Raw genomic sequence first — 16,497 nt, forward strand, 5'->3', positions numbered from 1 at the left:
AAGCCTCATGAGGACCGCCCGTCCGACCCGCCCCACCCGTCCGACCCGCGTCCGCTCGGTGGCCTTCGCGTCGGGATTCGCCGCGCTCGCCCTGTTCGCCGGTGCCTGCTCCAACGACTCCGGCTCGGACTCCGCGTCCGGCTCGTCGTCGGACAGCGCCGACGGCGGCAAGGGCGCCGACGCCGACAAGGCGTTCAAGGAGCGCGAGTGCCTGCGCAAGCAGGGCCTCAAGGTGCCCGAACCCAAGTCCGGCGAGGACGTCCGCGGCATCACCATCGGCGGCGACATGAGCAAGGAGAAGATGGAGGCCGCCCTGAAGAAGTGCGGCGCGGGCGGCGGCCGGCCGGGCAAGGGCCCCTCGCAGGCCGACAAGGACAAGATGCTCAAGTACGCCCAGTGCATGCGCAAGAACGGGTTCAACATGCCCGACCCGAAGTTCGACGGCGGCGCGATGCAGGCCCAGCCCATGCCGAAGGGCGCCGAGGCCAAGAAGATGGAGAAGGCCGCCGAGGCGTGCAAGGGCATCGTCAAGTGAGGCGCCGTACCGCCGTCGTCGCCACCGTCGTCGCCCTCCTCGCCGTCACCGGCGGCGGGATCGCCGTCAGCGCGCTCGCCGACGCGGGCGGCAAGGAGAACGCCGACCACCGCGAGGCGGGTCTGCCGCCGGCCACCGCGTCCGTCGAGCGCGGCGACCTCAGCAGCGGCACACAGGTCGACGGCACCCTCGGCTACGCCAAGGAACGCAAGATCAACGCCGGTGCGACGGGCACGCTGACCTGGGCCCCCGACACCGGCTCCACCATCGGGCGCGACGGGCGGCTCTACGAGGTCAACGGCGCGCCCGTCCGCCTCATGTACGGCACCGAGCCCATGTACCGCACGCTGAAGAGCGGCGACAAGGGCAACGACGTGCGCCAGCTCGAAGAGAACCTGGTCGCGCTGGGGTACGGCAGCGGACTCGCGGTCGACGACACGTACACGGACGGCACCGCCGCCGCCGTCAAGCGGTGGCAGAAGGCCCACGACCGCAAGCAGACCGGCCGCGTCGGCCCCGACCAGATCTCCTTCCAGCCCTCCGCGGTCCGCGTGAAGTCCGCGGGCTCGTCCGTCGGCGACCAGGTCGCCCCGGGCAGGCCGGTCCTCTCGACGACCGGCTCCGAACGCGTCGTACGCGTCCAGCTCGACGTGGCCGAGGGCGACTCGGCGAAGAAGGGCACGAAGGTCACCGTGACGCTCCCGGACGGCACCACCGTCGACGGCAAGGTCGCCTCCGTCGGAAAGACGGCCAAGCCGGGCGACGACCCCAGCGACAAGACCCCCAAGATCCCCGTCACCGTCACCTTCGACGACCCCGGCGAGGTCGACGGCTTCGACCAGTCGCCGGTCACCGTGAACCTCACCGGCGAGACCCGGAAGAACGTCCTCTCCGTCCCCGTCAACGCGCTCCTCGCGCTGCCCGGCGGCGGCTTCGGCGTCCAGGTCGTCGAGGGCGGCCGCACCCGCGACGTCAAGGTCGAGCTCGGCATGTTCGGGCAGGGCAGGGTCGAGGTCAGCGGCGGAGGGCTGCGGGAGGGCGCGAAGGTCGGGGTGCCGAAGGCATGAACGAGCCCTGCGCGCCTGCGGGCGCACCGTCCACCGAGCCCTGCGCGCCCGCGGGCGCACCGTCCACCGCCGTCGTGGAACTGGCCGGCGTCACCAAGGAGTACCCGGGCGGGGTCGCCGCCCTCCGCGGTGTCGACCTGACCGTCGACGCCGGTGAACTCCTCGCCATCGTCGGCCCGTCCGGCTCCGGCAAGTCGACGCTCCTGCACATTGTCGGCACCCTGGACCGGCCCACGGCGGGCTCCGTCGCCATCGCAGGCCATGACATCGCGACGCTCACCGACCGCAGCCTCTCCGCCCTCCGGGCCCGGCACATAGGCTTCGTCTTCCAGGCGTTCCACCTGGTCCCCGGCATCAGCGCCCGCGACAACGTCGCCGAGGGCCTGCTCTACTCCGGTCTCCCGCGCGCGGAACGCCGCCGCAGGGCCGCGTACGCCCTGGAACGCGTCGGCCTCGCCGACCGCATGCGGCACCGCCCGCACGAACTCTCCGGCGGCCAGAAACAGCGCGTCGCCATCGCCCGCGCCGTCGTCGGCGAACCCGACCTGCTCCTCGCCGACGAACCCACCGGCGCGCTCGACTCCGAATCCGGCGAGGCCGTCATGGCCCTGCTGCACGACCTCAACGCGGAGGGCGCGACCATCGCCGTCATCACCCACGACACGGAGATCGCCGAACGGCTGCCGCGGCAGGTGCGGATCAGGGACGGGCGGGTCGTCGCGGACACGCGGGGCGCGGAGGTCGCGGCGTGACGGCACGGAACGGCGGGCGGGCGCGCGGGCGCCGCGCCCTGCGGGCGGCGCGGCTCGGCCCCCGGGACATCCTGCACGTGGGCTCGGCGGGCCTGCGCAGCCGCCCGGTGCGGGTGGTCCTGTCGGCGCTCGGCATCGCGATAGGCATCGCGACGATGGTGGCGGTGGTCGGGATCTCGGCGTCGAGCAAAGCCCAACTCATGCGCGAGCTGGACGAGCTGGGCACGAACATGCTGGTGGCGTCGCCGGGGGAGGCGATGTTCTCCGGCGAGAAGGTGACGCTGCCGCGCGACGCGGCGGGGCGGGTCGGCAGGGTCGACGGGGTCGAGTCCGTGGGCGCGACCGGCGACCTGGAGCGCTCGGTCCGGCGCAGCGAGAAGATCCCGAAGGACGAGACCGGCGGCATCTCGGTCCGTGCCTCCACGGAAGGCCTGCTGAAGGTGTTGCGGGGCCGGATGGCGCACGGCAGCTGGTTCAACGCGGCGAACAGCCGCTACCCGTCGGTGGTCCTCGGCCACGTCGCGGCCAAGCGCCTGGGCATCGTCGCGCCCGGCCAGCAGGTCTGGCTGGACGACCGCTACTTCACCGTGATCGGCATCCTCGACCCGCTGCCGCTCGCGCCGGACATCGAACGGTCGGCGCTGGCGGGATGGGAGGCCTCGAAGAAGTTCCTCGACTTCGACGGCCACCCGACGTCGGTGTACGAACGCTCCACCGACGCCACGGTCAACAGCGTCCGCAAGCTTCTCGCCGCGTCCATCGACCCGGAGAACCCGCGCAACGTCCAGGTCACGGACCCGTCGGCGGCGCTGCAGGCGAAGGCGGCGACGGAGGGAGCGTTCTCGACACTCCTCCTGGGCCTGGGCGGCATCGCCCTGCTGGTGGGCGGCGTGGGCGTCGCCAACACCATGATCATCTCGGTCCTGGAACGCCGCTACGAGATAGGCCTGCGCCGCTCCCTGGGCGCGACGCGGGGCCAGATCCGCGTCCAGTTCGTCACGGAGTCCCTGATGCTGTCGGGGCTGGGCGGTGCGGCGGGGGTGGCGCTGGGGGCGGCGGCGACGGCGGCGTACGCGCTCTCGGGCGGCCTTCCGTGGGTGGTCCCGCCCTGGGCCATGGCGGGCGGCTTCGCGGCGACGCTGGCGATCGGTACGGTGGCGGGCCTGTACCCGGCGGTCCGGGCATCCCGCTTGTCCCCGACGCTGGCGCTGCACGCGGTGTGACGCGGCGGTCCGCCTACGCTCCGCCCGTCTGTGGGTGGGGGCGGTGGGGGCCGGGGGGTCTGCGGTCCGTCTGTGGGTGGGGGCGGTGGGGGCCGGGGGGTCCGCGGTCCGTTTGTGGGTGCGGGGCGGTGAGGGTCGGGGCGCCTGTTGCTCGTCTTGGGTGCGGGGCCGCGGGGGTATGTCCGTACTCGCCATCCCTGCGCCGCGCCCGACGTTTCCGGCCGCTATGGCTGGCTCGGTGCTCCGTGCGCACATACCCCCACGTCCCCTCCCGTTTCGTGCGCGACTGCGGCCCGGTGGGGTCCGGGCCCCCACCGGGCGCTGAGGGTCGCCCCTGTCGGGCGCTGGGGCTTCCCACCCACTCCCTCGGTGGGTGCTGGGGTTTCCCACCCCCCTCGGTGGGTGCTGGGGGTTTGCCACCCCCCCCTCGGTGGGTGCTGGGGGTTTGCCACCCCCCCTCGGTGGGTGCTGGGGTTTGCCACCCGCCCACCCGCCCACCCGCCCACCCGCCCACCCGCCCCTACTCCCGCTGGACGTCGCGGGGCAAACGGGTGGGCGGGTGGGGACCATCCGCCGCGGAGCGGCGGGTTCGGCGCCCCTACTCCCGCAGGGCGTTGCGGGGTGAACGGGAGGGTGGGTGGGAGTGATCCGCCGCGGAGCGGCGGGGTAGGAGGGGCGCCCCGCCCTAAGAGGAGAGGACCTGGGACAGGTCGAGGAAGACGGCGACGCGCGCCGCGACGCTCTCCGCGTACGCCGCGTCCGAGTGATCGAACACCCCCCGCCCCGTCCCACGGAGAAACGTCACGACGCCCAACGTACGGCCCCTGCTCCGCAGGACGACACAGAGCGCGTGGACGGAGTCCTCGGGCCACTGCCGGGCCGCCGCCCACTCCCGCGCCCGCTCGGCCGGCACCCCCACCCCCGCGCTGGCCCGCACGGACCCCACCCGCTCCACGCACTGCGGCGCGGGATGCCCTTCGGGGTAGCGGACGGGGATGCCCGCCGTGGCCACGGGACGGCAGGGCCCCGGCGGTCCCGCCGGTGTCGCCGCCGCACGGACCAGACGTACCGGATTCTCGCCCGCCAGGAGATCCACCAGCGCATGGTCGGCGAACCCGGCGAGCGCGAAGTCCAGCTGGACCGTCGCCGCCTCCGTCGGGTCCTCGCACTCCGCGGTGGCGCGCGCCGCCCGGTGCAACTGCTGCGAGCGGAACCGCAGTTGCGCCGCGAGCTGCTCCGTCTGCTTGGCCTCCGTGATGTCGAGGAACAGCCAGCCGACGCCCAGGGGCACGGGCTCCTCCGCGAGCGGCGAGGCGAGCCGGAGGAAGCCGCTGCGCCAGCACCGGCGCGCGTCCCCGTCGTCCTCCCCGCCCACGGGCGCCCGCACCGTCACCCACATCTCCGCGGGCGCGGGCGGTGTCCCCTCGGCGAGGACGTGCGTCAGGGCGCTCTCCAGCTCCTCGACGCCCTGTCCGAGGAGGTCGGCGAGCGGCCGCCCGAGGACGGCGCTGCGGCCCACCCCGAAGGCGCGGGCCGCGTGTTCGTTGACGACGGCGGGCCTGAGGTCCGCGTCGACGAGGACCACGCCCCACGACGCCGTCTCGAACAGCGCCTCGCTCAGCGCGATGGACCGCTCCAGGTCGATCTGCGCGTGGACCTCGCTGAAGGCGCAGTACACCCCCGAGGACTTCCCGTCCCCGCCCCGCACGGACGCCGACTGCATCCGCACGAGCACCCGCCCGCCGTCCTTGGTGACGAGGGCGAACTCGTGCACCTGCCGCCCCGGCGCGTCCATCGCGGACAGCAGCCGCTCCTCGACGTCCCCGGCGTCGGCGGGCCGTACGGCCCACCCGGTGAACCCGTGCCGCCCGACGGCCTCCGCCGCCGTCCACCCGAGGATCCGCTCGGCCTCGCGGTTCCAGTGCGTCACCACGCCGTCGGCGTCGAAGGCGCAGAGCGCGGCGTCCATCCCGTCGAGGAGCGCCGCGAGCAGCTCGGCGCTCCCGGGCTCGGGTTCCTCAGGACCAAGTTCGTCAGTGGTTCCGCTCTGCCGCGAAGCACTCACGTGGCACCCCCTACAGGCCTGCGCGATCTGCCCGTACCGCATGTCAGATCATTCAACTGGAACGTGACGCAGCCCACAGGAACTTCCCGGAAGTTGGAGAGAAATCGTTGTGCGCCCGCGTACCCGAAAAATCGGTTGAGCCGCCCGACGCCGCTTCCTAAGGTGTTTATCACTCGAAGAAAGGAGGTGATCCGGCAGTGATTTCATTGCGGACGCGAGAGGTGGCTGCGGGCTAGCGGCCTGCCACCACACCCAGTGCGGTGCCGGACCAGCACGAGTGACGAGCGTGCAGCCGGCCCAAACCCGAGCAGTCACCCGACCCGCGAGCCGCCGGTACGTCCGGCCGGCTCCCTCCGCCTCAGGCGGCTGGGACCCAGGCTCGCGGGTCGTCTGCGTTCCCTGCCGTGCGCGGGACGCGCACGTCAGCCCCTGCTGACCGCCGTGAGGATCTCCGGCAGCCGCCTCGCGAGCCGCGGCGCCGCGAGCCGCAGCCCCGCCTCGGTGACCGCTCCTCCGTAGACCGCGCCGAGCGGCAGCAGCAGCCAGGTCCACGACGTCGCGCCCGAGGCGTGCAGCCAGATCGTGAGGGCCAGGACCGGCGCGCACAGCAGGGCCGCCGCGACCATGCCGCCGACGATGGAGATCCAGGCGAGGCCCGCCTGACCGGGGGCGACGTTCTTGTAGCCCTCCTGCGGGATGGAGTACGGGAAGCGGGCCGATGACCACGCGCCCGTGGCCAGCATCGCGCCGAGCAGGGCGAAGGAGAGGCCGATGACCTCCGGCAGGGCCGGCCAGTCGCCGAGCAGCGCGGTCGTCAGGACGGTGACGAGAGCGGCGTACGGGAGGGTGATCAGGAGGAGCGCGAGGGCCCGCCCGCGCAGCTCCACGTACGCGTCGCGGGGCGACGAGATCGTCATCGCCACCATCCAGAACGCCGAGGTGTCCTGCCCGAACTGGTTGTACATGAGGACGCCGAGCATGCCCGCCGCGAAGCAGGCGAAGTAGACGGATCCGGTGCCCTGGAGGGCGTTGAAGAGCGGCACGATCAGGCCGATGGCGAGGGACGTGACCCAGGCCGCCTTGGTCTTCGGGTCGCGCCAGACGTAGCGGAGGCTGCGTTCCATGACCGTGCCGGTGCGCCCCGCGGGCAGCAGCCCGCCGAGGGCGCCCGACGTGCGGGACGTGCCCTTGTCCGGCTCGGCGGCCGCGATCGTGGAGCCGTCCGGTGCCGTCATCAGCCGGGTCAGGCTCCGCTGCCAGAGGGTGAGGAGAGCGAGGAGGGCCCCGGCGGTCAGGATCAGTTGGGCCGCCGCCGTCGCGTACGCACCCCGGCTGACCGAGTCGACCGCGCCGAGCGCCGCGCACGGCGGGATCCAGCGCACGACGTCCGCCGCCGGGTCGAGCGTGGACAGGCCGGAGGAACCGAGCTTCTGCGCGCCGAAGTTGACGACCTGCGCGCCGACCGCGATGACCAGGCCGCTGAGGACGGCGAGGTCGCGTCCCTTGCGGCTGGTGAGCAGGCGGATGTTGGCGGCGGCGACCGCGCGGGCCAGCGCCACGCAGACGAGGAGGGTGAGGACGACGGCGACGACACCGGTGACCGCCGCCGCGGCGCCGTGGGCCAGGGCCACCGCCGCGCCCGCCGCGAGGCAGAGCGTGAACAGCGGGCCGATGCCCACGAGCGAGGCGGCGAGCAGCGCCCGTACGAGCGGTCGTGGCCGCAGCGGCAGCATCACCAGGCGCGTCGGATCGAGGGTCTCGTCGCCGCTCGGGAAGAACAGCGGCATGACCGCCCAGCCGAGGGCGAGCACCCCGACGAGCAGGACGCAGACCGTCGCGGCGTGCGTGTTGCCGCGCAGCGCGATCAGCCCGAGGAGCTGGAGGGCGGCGAAGAGGAGCGCGACGGTGACGGACGCGATGTACGCGGCGCGACGGCCCGTGGACTGGCGCAGGCCGTTGCGCAGGAGTGACAGCTTCAGGCGGATGAGGACGGGCGCGATCGCCGAGGGGGCGGCGGGGCGCGCGGTCGTGGAGCGGGCCGTGGTCATCGGGGGCCGCCGCCCAGCCAGTCGAGGTCGGTTCCCGTGGTGCGGCCGTGCGCGCCGACGAGTTCGAGGAACGCCTGTTGCAGCGAGGGCGCGGCGCCCCGCACCTCGGCGAGGGTGCCGTGCGCGCGGATGCGGCCCGCCGCCATGACGGCGACCCAGTCGCAGAGGGACTCGACGAGCTCCATGACGTGCGAGGAGAAGACGACGGTGGCGCCGGACGCGGTGTACCGCTCCAGGACGCCGCGGATCGTCTGCGCGGAGACGGGGTCGACGCCTTCGAACGGTTCGTCGAGGAAGAGGACTTCGGGGTTGTGGAGCAGCGCGGCGGCCAGGCCGATCTTCTTGCGCATGCCGGTCGAGTAGTCGACGACGAGTTTGTGCTGGGCGCCCGCGAGGTCGAGTACGTCGAGGAGCTGTGTGGCCCGCTTGTCGACCTCGCCGCCGGGCAGCCCGCGCAGCCTCCCGGTGTACGCGAGGAGTTCGCGGCCCGAGAGCCGCTCGAAGAGGCGGAGGCCCTCGGGGAGCACGCCGATGCGGGCCTTGACCTCGACGGGGTCGCGCCACACGTCGTGGCCGACGACCTCGACGGTGCCCTGGTCGGGCCGGAGGAGGCCGGTGACCATGGAGAGGGTGGTGGTCTTCCCCGCGCCGTTGGGGCCGACCAGGCCGATGAACTTGCCCGCGGGCAGGGACAGATCGATCCCGGCGACGGCGACCTGCTCGCCGAACCGCTTCCAGAGCCCCCGGATCCGTACCGCCGCCGCTCCCGGCTCCGCTTCCGTCCCTGCTGCCGTCACCGTGCCGCCCTCCGCCGTGCCCGCCGTGTCCGTGGTGTCCCGCCGTGTCCGCACGATACGTCGGCGGTGGGCACGGGGGAGGTCAGCGGCTCGGAGCCCGTCGTCAGCGGCGCGCTTCCCTGCCGCACGCGTAGGCCAGCGGGGAGATGATCTCCTCCGCGTCCGGCAGCCAGCGGTTGGCGGCGGTGGGGCGGCAGGCCCACTGGACGGCGCCGATGGCACCGAAGCGGGTCGGGGGCCCGGCCACGTACGTCCCCTCGCCGAGGGCGATCAGGTCGATGGCGGCCGGCGGCCAGCCCAGCTTGCGCACCAGGTCGGGGACCTTGGCCGTGGCGCCGGGCAGCACGAAGAACTGCATGCGGCGGTCGGGGGTGCAGGTCACGGGGCCGAGGGTGAGCTCCATCCGCTCCATGCGGGCGAGCGCGAGGAAGCCGGCCGTCTCGGGCACGTCGATCGCGTCGAACGTGCGCCCGGTGGGGAGCAGGATCGACGCCTTGGGCTGCTTCTGCCAGAGCCGTCGGGCCACGGTCGCGCTGCCGGTGGCCTGGGTCGCCCAGTCCTCGCGGGCGGGGTGTGCGCCGGGCGCGTCGCACGCGGTGTCCCCGCACGAGCACTGCTCGACGCCCTCGACGGACTCGAGCCAGGTCCCCGGGAACACGTCCCAGTGACGCTCCTCCGCGTACCGCACGGCCGTGTCGAGCAAGGCTTCTCCGCGCTGCTTCGGGATCTGCGCGGCTGACGTGACTCCGATGGTCTCTTCCACGAACTTCTCAACTCTTGGTGCCACCTCGGGTTACGGGCGCACGCGAGGGCGGGGGAGGAGCATCGATCCTGCGAGTGGGGCGCATGGGTGCATGGGCGGGGGCGCGCATGGGGATTGGCTCCCGGGTGCGGGTAGCCAGGACTCGGGCAACAAGAGGACGCCCGGAGGAAGCCCGGACCGTACAGTTTTGCACTTGTAGTTCTTTATGGGTTCTTTTGCTTCTTTTGTGGCGCATCTTCGCTCTGTCCCAAGGGCATTGATCACCCTGAGGCGGTCCACGGCGGCCGCCCGTTCCGATGGTCCACGGTGCACACAGGGGGTACGCCATGGCCGCAAGGCCACTCGTCGCGCGACAGCCCAACGAACGGCTGCAGGCGCTCATTCAGGAAGCCGGCTGTTCCAACGCCGGTCTGGCCCGCAGGGTCAACATGTGTGGCGCGGAGCACGGCCTCGACCTGCGCTACGACAAGACGTCCGTGGCCCGCTGGCTGCGCGGGCAGCAGCCGCGCGGCCGGGCGCCCGGCATCATCGCGGAGGCGCTCGGCCGCAAACTGGGCCGTACCGTCACCATCGACGAGATCGGCATGGCGAACGGCAAGAACCTCGCCTCCGGCGTCGGCCTGCAGTTCTCGCCGACCGTCCTTGGCGCCATCGAGCAGGTCTGCGAGCTGTGGCGCAGCGACGTCGGCCGCCGCGACTTCCTCTCCGGATCGTCCGTGGCCGCGTCCGCGCTCGTCGAGCCGAGCCGCGACTGGCTGATCTCCTCGCCGGACTCGCAGGTCGGCAGGTCCGCGGGGCCGCGCGTCGGCATGGCGGACGTGGCGGCGGTCAAGGCGATGACGGAGGCGCTGACCCAGCTGGACCACCAGTTCGGCAGCGGTCATGTGCGGCCGGTCGTCGTGCACTACCTCAACTCCGTGGTCTCCGGACTGCTCGCGGGCTCCTACCGGGAGTCGGTCGGGCGCGAACTCTTCGCCGCGGTCGCCCGGTTGACGGAACTCGCCGGATACATGGCCGTCGACACGGGGCAGCCGGGCCTCGCCCAGCGCTACTACATCCAGGCGCTCCGGCTGGCCCAGGCCGCGGGCGACAGGGGGTACGGAGGGTACGTACTCGCGGCGTCGATGAGTCACCTCGCCGCGCAGCTCGGGAACCCGCGCGAGATCGCGCAGTTGGCGCGGGCCGCACAGGAGGGGACACGTGGGAGGGTCACGCCCCGCGCGGAGGCAATGTTCTACGCCGCCGAGGCCCGCGGACACGCGCTCCTCGGGGACGTACGGGCCACGCAGGTCGTGGCGGGGCGGGCGGTGGAGGCGATGGACCGGGCATCCGGATCCGAGGACTCCGGCGACGACCCGGTCTGGATCCGGCACTTCGACCACGCGTATCTGGCCGATGAAATGGCGCATTGTCACCGGGACTTGGGCCAGGCCGACGCGGCGGCGCGCAGTGCCCAGGAATCCCTGGACGGCCATCCGGAGACGCGGGCGCGCCGCCGGGCGATCGGCCTGGTCCTCCTGGCCACGGCGCAGGTGCAGCGGCGCGAGGTGGAACAGGCCTGCCACACGGGCCTGAAGGCCGTCGAACTCCTCGGCACGCTGCGGTCGAACCGCGGCGCGGAGTACCTGGAGGACTTCCAGGAGCGGCTCCACCCCTACCGCGAGGAGCCGGTGGTACGGGAGTTCGGGGCGCGCCTGGACGTCCAGGCGGCCTGAGATCCTCCCGTCCCGCCCGAGAACAGCGTCTGACAGGGAGGTTTTGTTACTGCCGCCACCGTGCGGAGGGCGGCGTTCTGAGCTGCGTGGCAGAGGGATGTGGCGACCCGGTAGCGTGACCCGACGGTTCCGTAGGTCCCCCCAGGTGTAGGAGTCCCGGTGACGCAGCAGAGCGGTCAGGGCGCTGCTTCTTCCGATCCGCAGCAGCGGCCCGCCCACGAGGGCGTGGTGCTGCCCGCGGACGGCAGCGAGCCGCTGTTCCCCGGCACCGCGGGCAGGCACACCGCCCCGGCGGGCGGCACGCCGTGGGGCGAGCCGTGGGGCCCCGCCTCGGCGGGTCCGCCCTCCTCGGGCCAGGGCCAGGAGTGGTCCACACCCTCTGCCCAGCCCCTCCCGCCGGAGAACGACCACGCCCAGCCGGACCCGTCGTACGGCGGCCACCAGCAGCCCGGCTACGGCACGCACGCCCCCGGCCAGGGAATACCCCAGCCGGGCCAGGGAACCCAGCAGCCCGGCTACGGCTACCCGCAGACCGCCCCTGGCGGCCGGCACTCCGATTACGGCACCGCTCAGCCCGCCCCCGGCGGCCAGTACGGGTACGACGCCCAGCAGCCCGCCCCCAGCGGCCGCCCAGGTCACGGCACCCCGCAGCCCGGCTATGGCTCCCAGCCCCCGGCCGCCGACGCCCAGCAGCCAGGCCCTGGCGGCCCGCAGCCCGGCTACGGCTACCCGCAGTCGGGCCCTGACGCCTCGCAGCCCGGCCCCGGCCCCGGCGCCGCCCAGCCCGGACAGGGCTACCCCCAGCCGAGCCCGGCCGGCCAGCAGCCCGGTTACGGCGCCCAGCAGCCCGGCTTCGGAGCCCCACAAACCGGCCCCGGCGCGGCCCAGCCCGGCTACGGCTACCCGCAGACCGGCCCCGGTGGCCCGCAGACGGGTTACGGTGCCTCGCAGGCCGGTCAGGGCTACTCGCAGTCGGGCCCCGGCGCCCAGCAGCCCGACCCCAACACCTCCGAGCCCGGCTACGGCTACCCGCATTCGGCCCCTGGCGCCTCGCAGCCCGGCCGCGGCGCCGCCCAGCCCGGACAGGGCTACCCCCAGCCGAGCCCGGCCGGCCAGCAGCCCGGTTACGGCGCCCAGCAGCCCGGCTCCGCCCAGCCCGGCTACGGCTACCCGCAGACCGGCCCCGGTGGCCCGCAGGGGCAACCCGGCCCCGCTGGTCCGCAGCCCCCCGCCGATCAGCCCGGCTACGGCTACCCCCAGACCGGCCCCGGCGCCCCGCAAGGACAACCCGGCCCCTACGGGCAGGGGCAAGCCGGAGGTGCGGGCCACGGTGCGCATGCCGGCCCGCAGGGGCAGGGCGCGCACGGGGCGCAGCAGGCGCACGGGGCTCACGCCGCGCCGCGCCCCGAGCAGCCGCAGCCTCCCTCGTCGCAGCCCAGACACGGCGCACACGCCGCGCCGCAGCAGGCGCAGGGTGCCCACGCCGCGCTGCCACCCGCCGGGCAGAGCGCTCCGCTGCCGCCCGTCGCCGCGCCCGGTGCCGGTTCCGACAGTGATGCCACGCAGTACATACCTCCCGTCGCCGCCGACGAGGGGGTCACGCAGTACATACCTCCCGTGGGGCCCGGCGCCCTGCCGCCCGAGGCTCCCGCCGCCGACGCCACGCAGTTCCTGGGGCGGGCCGGCGGGCCGGCGGCCGGGTCCGACAGTGATCCCACCCAGTTCATCGCGCCCGTCCCCGCGGGGCCCGCGGGGACGCCAGGGCCCGCCGCGCCGCCCGAGCCCGCAGGCGCCCCCTACGGCATCCGCCCCGGCGCCCCCGGCGACCGGCAGCCGCCCGCCGAGTTCGACAGTCTCTTCCGTACCGAGCCGGAGGCCGAGGGTCCCGCCTCGACCCAGCAGATGCCGCGCGTCCAGGCCCAGGGCCCGGCACCCGCACCCGCCCCGGAGCCCGCGGGCGGCGGTCACGGCGGCGGGGGCCGGCGGACCCGCACCGGATCGAAGGTGCCGCTGATCGCCGCCGTCGGCGTCGGCATCGCCGTGCTCGGCATCGGCGCGGGCGCGCTCCTCAGCGCGGGCGGCGGCGAGGACGACGCGAAGGACGACGGCCGGCCCGTCTCCGCCTCCGGCGAGCCCGACGAGCGGCCGTCGCCGAGCGCCGACCCCGCCAAGGACCAGGCCGTCGCCCTGGACAAGCTGCTCGCCGACAGCAACAACAGCCGTGACTCGGTCATCGCCGCCGTACGCAACGTCGGCAAGTGCCAGAACCTGGGCCAGTCGGCGAAGGACCTCCGCGCCGCCGCCAAGCAGCGCGACGGCCTCGTCACCCGGCTCGCCGGCCTGAAGGTCGACAAGCTGCCCGCCAACGACCAGCTGACGGCCTCGCTCAACAAGGCCTGGAAGGCCTCCGCCGCGGCCGACAACCACTACGCCGCCTGGGCGGACCAGGTCGCGGGCAAGAGGGGCTGCAAGAAGGGCCACGCCCGCGCCACCCCGCAGGCCGCGGCGGGCAACCGCGAGAGCGGCACGGCGACCACCGCCAAGGAGCAGGCCGCGAACCACTGGAACGCGATCGCCCGGAAGTACAGCCTCACCGAGCGCAACAAGACCCAGCTGTAGAGGGCAGCGCGGAAGCGGCAGAAGCGGCGGGCTACGCCGTCTGTTCCAGCGTCTTCTCCACGTTGACGAAGCCCTCGCGCGCCGGGACGAGCCGCCCGTCGCGCACCGTCTGGAACGTGACGCCCGAGTTGATCAGGCGCGGGAACTCGCTGGCCGCGAGGAGGTCCTCGAAGCGCCAGCTCAGCGGCGGTGTGAGGCCGCCCGTCTCGACGCGGAGGCCGCCGTCGAGGGCGCGGCGCACCGTGCGGGCCGACACCTCGCCGCCGTCGAGCGACTCGACGGCCTGCTTCAGGACGGTGTACGCGATCCACGTCGTCTGGACGCCCGCGTCCGAGGGGTCGACCCGGTTGTCGCCGAACGCCTGCTCACGGATCACGTCCCGCATCCGGTCCCACCGCGCGTCGCCCGCCGCCGGGTACCAGCCGGTGACGTACGCCCCTTCGTAGGGCCCGCTCGCGCCGCCGGTGCGGTCTATCAGGGACTGGTCGACGCTGCCGAGCACGGAGGAGATGCGGACCGGCGGGTAGTCGTCCCTGGTGCGCCGGAACGAGTCGTAGAACGTGTCCGTGCGCGCCCCGAGCGCCGCCGTCACACAGCCGTTGTCCGCCCCCGCGTCCCGCAGCGCCCGCTCGGCCTGCGGCGTGAGGTCGGTGCCGTCCTCGGGGGCGCGGATGTCGGAGACGGGCTTGTGGTGGCCGTCGGCGAGGCCCTGGTTGAGCAGCTTGGGGAGCTCGTCCCCGGCGAGGGTGTCGGGCCGTACGAGGGAGACCCGGTCGCAGCGCGCGGCGAGCTGCCGGCCGTTGCCCGCGAGGAGGGCCGGTTCGCCGCCGTTGACGGGGTACGAGAGGGGGCTGCTGAACTCGTCGTCGGTGACGCCGTAGCCGCCGATGTAGGGGATGCCCGCGACTTCGAGGGGGCCGAGGAAGGAGCGGCCGTGCTGGCTGTACGCGCCGACGACCGCCACCACGTCGTTGTCGACGGCCTGCTGCGCGCACTCGGCGGCACCGACGGAGTCGTTGTGGTCGTTGCAGGTGAGGACCTTGAGCTCGCGGCCGCCGAGGCCGCCGTGGGCGTTGACCCAGCGGGCGTAGGCCTGCGCCATGGCGGGGACGCCGGGCTTGTTGGTGGCCTTGGTCTTCTCGGGGGCCCAGGTCATGACGGTGATGGGGTCGTCCCCGGAACCCCCCGTGGTTCCAGGGATGACCCCGCAACCGGATATCAGCGACGCACACGCCGCCACGGCGGCCGCCGAGAGCGCTGCGGTTCGGGAGGGGCGGGGGAGGAAGGTGCGTCGCCAGCCGGTCATGTCCCTGCACGATTCCGTTGCGCGGCCAACCGCGGAGTGACTCGCACTCAACGGACAGTGACATGAAAGTGAACGGGCGGGGTCCGGTTCGCGTGCGTCGAGTGGGAACGTACGATCCATGACCGTGCAAGATTCGGAGAAGTCTTCCCGTCGCGGCCGTCGCTCCAGCACCATGGGCGGCATGCCGACCAACGACATGCCGTGGTGGCGCTGGCGCAGCAACGTGCGCTCGGCGCTGCACATGCTCTCCGACCCCGACTTCCAGCGGGAGTGCTGGCTCGCGGGGCGCGAGGAGTACGGGGACGTGACCGACGCCGTGTACCGGCTGGTCGAGGACACGTGGCTGGACAACTGGTCCGCGGAGAAATACGTCGGGACGATCTTCCGTGACCCGCAGGAGGCGGCGCTCGTCGACACGGCCGTGCTGCGGGTGCTTCGGATCATGCACGAGGTGGGGCCCGACGCGCTGGTCTCCGTCTATCTGGACCACCCGGGGTGGCCCGAGGCGGTCCGCGCGGCCCGCGACGCGCACGTGCGGCTGGCCGCCGGTGACGGCGAGGACCCGGACGTACCGCCGCAGACGCTCGAAGTGCTGCGGATCATGACGCGCTCCGCCTGAGGACCGGTCCGCCCGACGGGTCGGTCCGACAGGTCCGCCTGGCGGGACGATTGCCGTCGGCGGTGTCCGCTGTGGGAACCTTGGCCGCATGAACGAGCAGTCCGCCGCGCCCGCCGCCCCCGCTGAGCAGTACGTCCTCACCCTCTCGTGCCCCGACAAGCAGGGCATCGTGCACGCCGTGTCGAGCTACCTCTTCATGACGGGCTGCAACATCGAGGACAGCCAGCAGTTCGGCGACCACGACACCGGACTGTTCTTCATGCGCGTCCACTTCTCGGCCGAGGCCCCGGTGACCGTCGAGAAGCTGCGGGCGAGCTTCGCCGCGATCGGCGACTCCTTCCACATGGACTGGCAGATCCACCGCGCCGAGGACAAGATGCGCGTGGTCCTGCTGGTGTCGAAGTTCGGGCACTGCCTGAACGACCTGCTGTTCCGCTCCCGGATCGGCGCGCTGCCCGTGGAGATCGCCGCGGTCGTCTCCAACCACAAGGACTTCGCCGAGCTCGTCGCCTCGTACGACATCCCCTTCCACCACATTCCGGTGACGAAGGAGAACAAGCCCGAGGCCGAGGCGCAGCTGCTCGAACTCGTGCGCTCCCTGGACGTGGAGCTCGTCGTCCTCGCCCGCTACATGCAGGTCCTCTCGGACGACCTGTGCAAGGAGCTCAGCGGGCGGATCATCAACATCCACCACTCGTTCCTGCCGAGCTTCAAGGGCGCGAAGCCGTACCACCAGGCGCACGCCCGCGGCGTGAAGCTGATCGGCGCGACCGCGCACTACGTGACGGCCGACCTCGACGAGGGCCCGATCATCGAGCAGGAGGTCGAGCGGGTCGGTCACGGCGTCACCCCGGACCAGCTGGTCGCGATCGGCCGTGACGTGGAGTGCCAGGCGCTGGCGCGGGCCGTGAAGTGGCACGCGGAGCGCCGCATCCTCCTGAACGGCCGCCGCACGGTCGTCTTCGCCTGAGAGCCTGTCTTTGAGCGG

Annotated in this window: 13 protein-coding genes; 8 read left to right on the forward strand and 5 right to left on the reverse strand. The window is 73.4% G+C overall.

What is annotated here, in order from left to right; all coding sequences use genetic code 11:
• Window positions 1–7: 7 nt before the first annotated feature.
• Genes DEJ48_RS22150 through DEJ48_RS22165 form a run of 4 tightly spaced genes read left to right on the forward strand, consistent with a single transcriptional unit; the run spans window position 8 to window position 3,577 of the window.
• Window positions 8–535 carry a hypothetical protein gene (locus DEJ48_RS22150; RefSeq protein ID WP_150217836.1) on the forward strand — a complete coding sequence of 176 codons (528 nt, stop codon included), beginning with the start codon at window positions 8–10 and terminating at the stop codon, window positions 533–535.
• A complete protein-coding gene (locus tag DEJ48_RS22155) occupies window positions 532–1,602 on the forward strand; it encodes a peptidoglycan-binding protein (RefSeq protein WP_223832147.1) in 1,071 nt (356 codons plus the stop codon). The genes DEJ48_RS22150 and DEJ48_RS22155 overlap by 4 nt, the downstream gene beginning before the upstream one ends.
• Window positions 1,599–2,354 carry an ABC transporter ATP-binding protein gene (locus DEJ48_RS22160; protein ID WP_150217838.1) on the forward strand — a complete coding sequence of 252 codons (756 nt, stop codon included), beginning with the start codon at window positions 1,599–1,601 and terminating at the stop codon, window positions 2,352–2,354. The genes DEJ48_RS22155 and DEJ48_RS22160 overlap by 4 nt, the downstream gene beginning before the upstream one ends.
• Complete coding sequence (locus DEJ48_RS22165) at window positions 2,351–3,577, forward strand: ABC transporter permease (RefSeq protein WP_223832148.1); 1,227 nt, start codon at window positions 2,351–2,353, stop codon at window positions 3,575–3,577. The genes DEJ48_RS22160 and DEJ48_RS22165 overlap by 4 nt, the downstream gene beginning before the upstream one ends.
• A 685-nt stretch (window positions 3,578–4,262) precedes the next feature.
• On the opposite strand, the gene DEJ48_RS22170 is transcribed toward DEJ48_RS22165, so the two are convergent.
• The 4 genes from DEJ48_RS22170 to DEJ48_RS22185 all read right to left on the reverse strand — a co-directional run bounded on the left by DEJ48_RS22170 (window position 4,263) and on the right by DEJ48_RS22185 (window position 9,250).
• Window positions 4,263–5,642: a PAS domain-containing protein gene (locus DEJ48_RS22170; protein ID WP_150217839.1), complete on the reverse strand. Its 1,380-nt coding sequence runs from the start codon at window positions 5,640–5,642 to the stop codon at window positions 4,263–4,265.
• A gap of 422 nt (window positions 5,643–6,064) precedes the next feature.
• A complete protein-coding gene (locus DEJ48_RS22175; RefSeq protein WP_150217840.1) occupies window positions 6,065–7,690 on the reverse strand; it encodes a transporter in 1,626 nt (541 codons plus the stop codon).
• Window positions 7,687–8,487, reverse strand: a complete 801-nt coding sequence (locus DEJ48_RS22180; protein WP_150221310.1) for an ABC transporter ATP-binding protein — start codon at window positions 8,485–8,487, stop codon at window positions 7,687–7,689. The genes DEJ48_RS22175 and DEJ48_RS22180 overlap by 4 nt, the downstream gene beginning before the upstream one ends.
• A gap of 103 nt (window positions 8,488–8,590) precedes the next feature.
• Window positions 8,591–9,250, reverse strand: coding sequence for a bifunctional DNA primase/polymerase (locus DEJ48_RS22185; RefSeq protein ID WP_150217841.1), 660 nt, complete (start codon window positions 9,248–9,250; stop codon window positions 8,591–8,593).
• A gap of 326 nt (window positions 9,251–9,576) precedes the next feature.
• Here DEJ48_RS22185 and DEJ48_RS22190 point away from each other — a divergent pair, with 326 nt between their 5' ends.
• Window positions 9,577–10,965 (forward strand): transcriptional regulator, encoded by a 1,389-nt coding sequence (locus tag DEJ48_RS22190; RefSeq protein WP_150217842.1) that lies wholly within the window; start codon window positions 9,577–9,579, stop codon window positions 10,963–10,965.
• Between the two features lie 159 nt (window positions 10,966–11,124).
• Window positions 11,125–13,584 (forward strand): hypothetical protein, encoded by a 2,460-nt coding sequence (locus DEJ48_RS22195; RefSeq protein WP_150217843.1) that lies wholly within the window; start codon window positions 11,125–11,127, stop codon window positions 13,582–13,584.
• Between the two features lie 31 nt (window positions 13,585–13,615).
• On the opposite strand, the gene DEJ48_RS22200 is transcribed toward DEJ48_RS22195, so the two are convergent.
• Window positions 13,616–14,890, reverse strand: coding sequence for an ABC transporter substrate-binding protein (locus tag DEJ48_RS22200; protein ID WP_150217844.1), 1,275 nt, complete (start codon window positions 14,888–14,890; stop codon window positions 13,616–13,618).
• Between the two features lie 118 nt (window positions 14,891–15,008).
• Here DEJ48_RS22200 and DEJ48_RS22205 point away from each other — a divergent pair, with 118 nt between their 5' ends.
• The gene (locus tag DEJ48_RS22205) at window positions 15,009–15,509 is read left to right on the forward strand and encodes an SCO4402 family protein (RefSeq protein ID WP_150184685.1); all 501 of its coding nucleotides are present in this window, start codon (window positions 15,009–15,011) and stop codon (window positions 15,507–15,509) included.
• 88 nt (window positions 15,510–15,597) lie between these two features.
• Window positions 15,598–16,479, forward strand: a complete 882-nt coding sequence (purU, locus tag DEJ48_RS22210) for a formyltetrahydrofolate deformylase (protein ID WP_150217845.1) — start codon at window positions 15,598–15,600, stop codon at window positions 16,477–16,479.
• Window positions 16,480–16,497: the final 18 nt, after the last annotated feature.

The organism is Streptomyces venezuelae (assembly GCF_008642315.1).
Taxonomy (GTDB): Bacteria; Actinomycetota; Actinomycetes; order Streptomycetales; family Streptomycetaceae; genus Streptomyces; species Streptomyces venezuelae_D.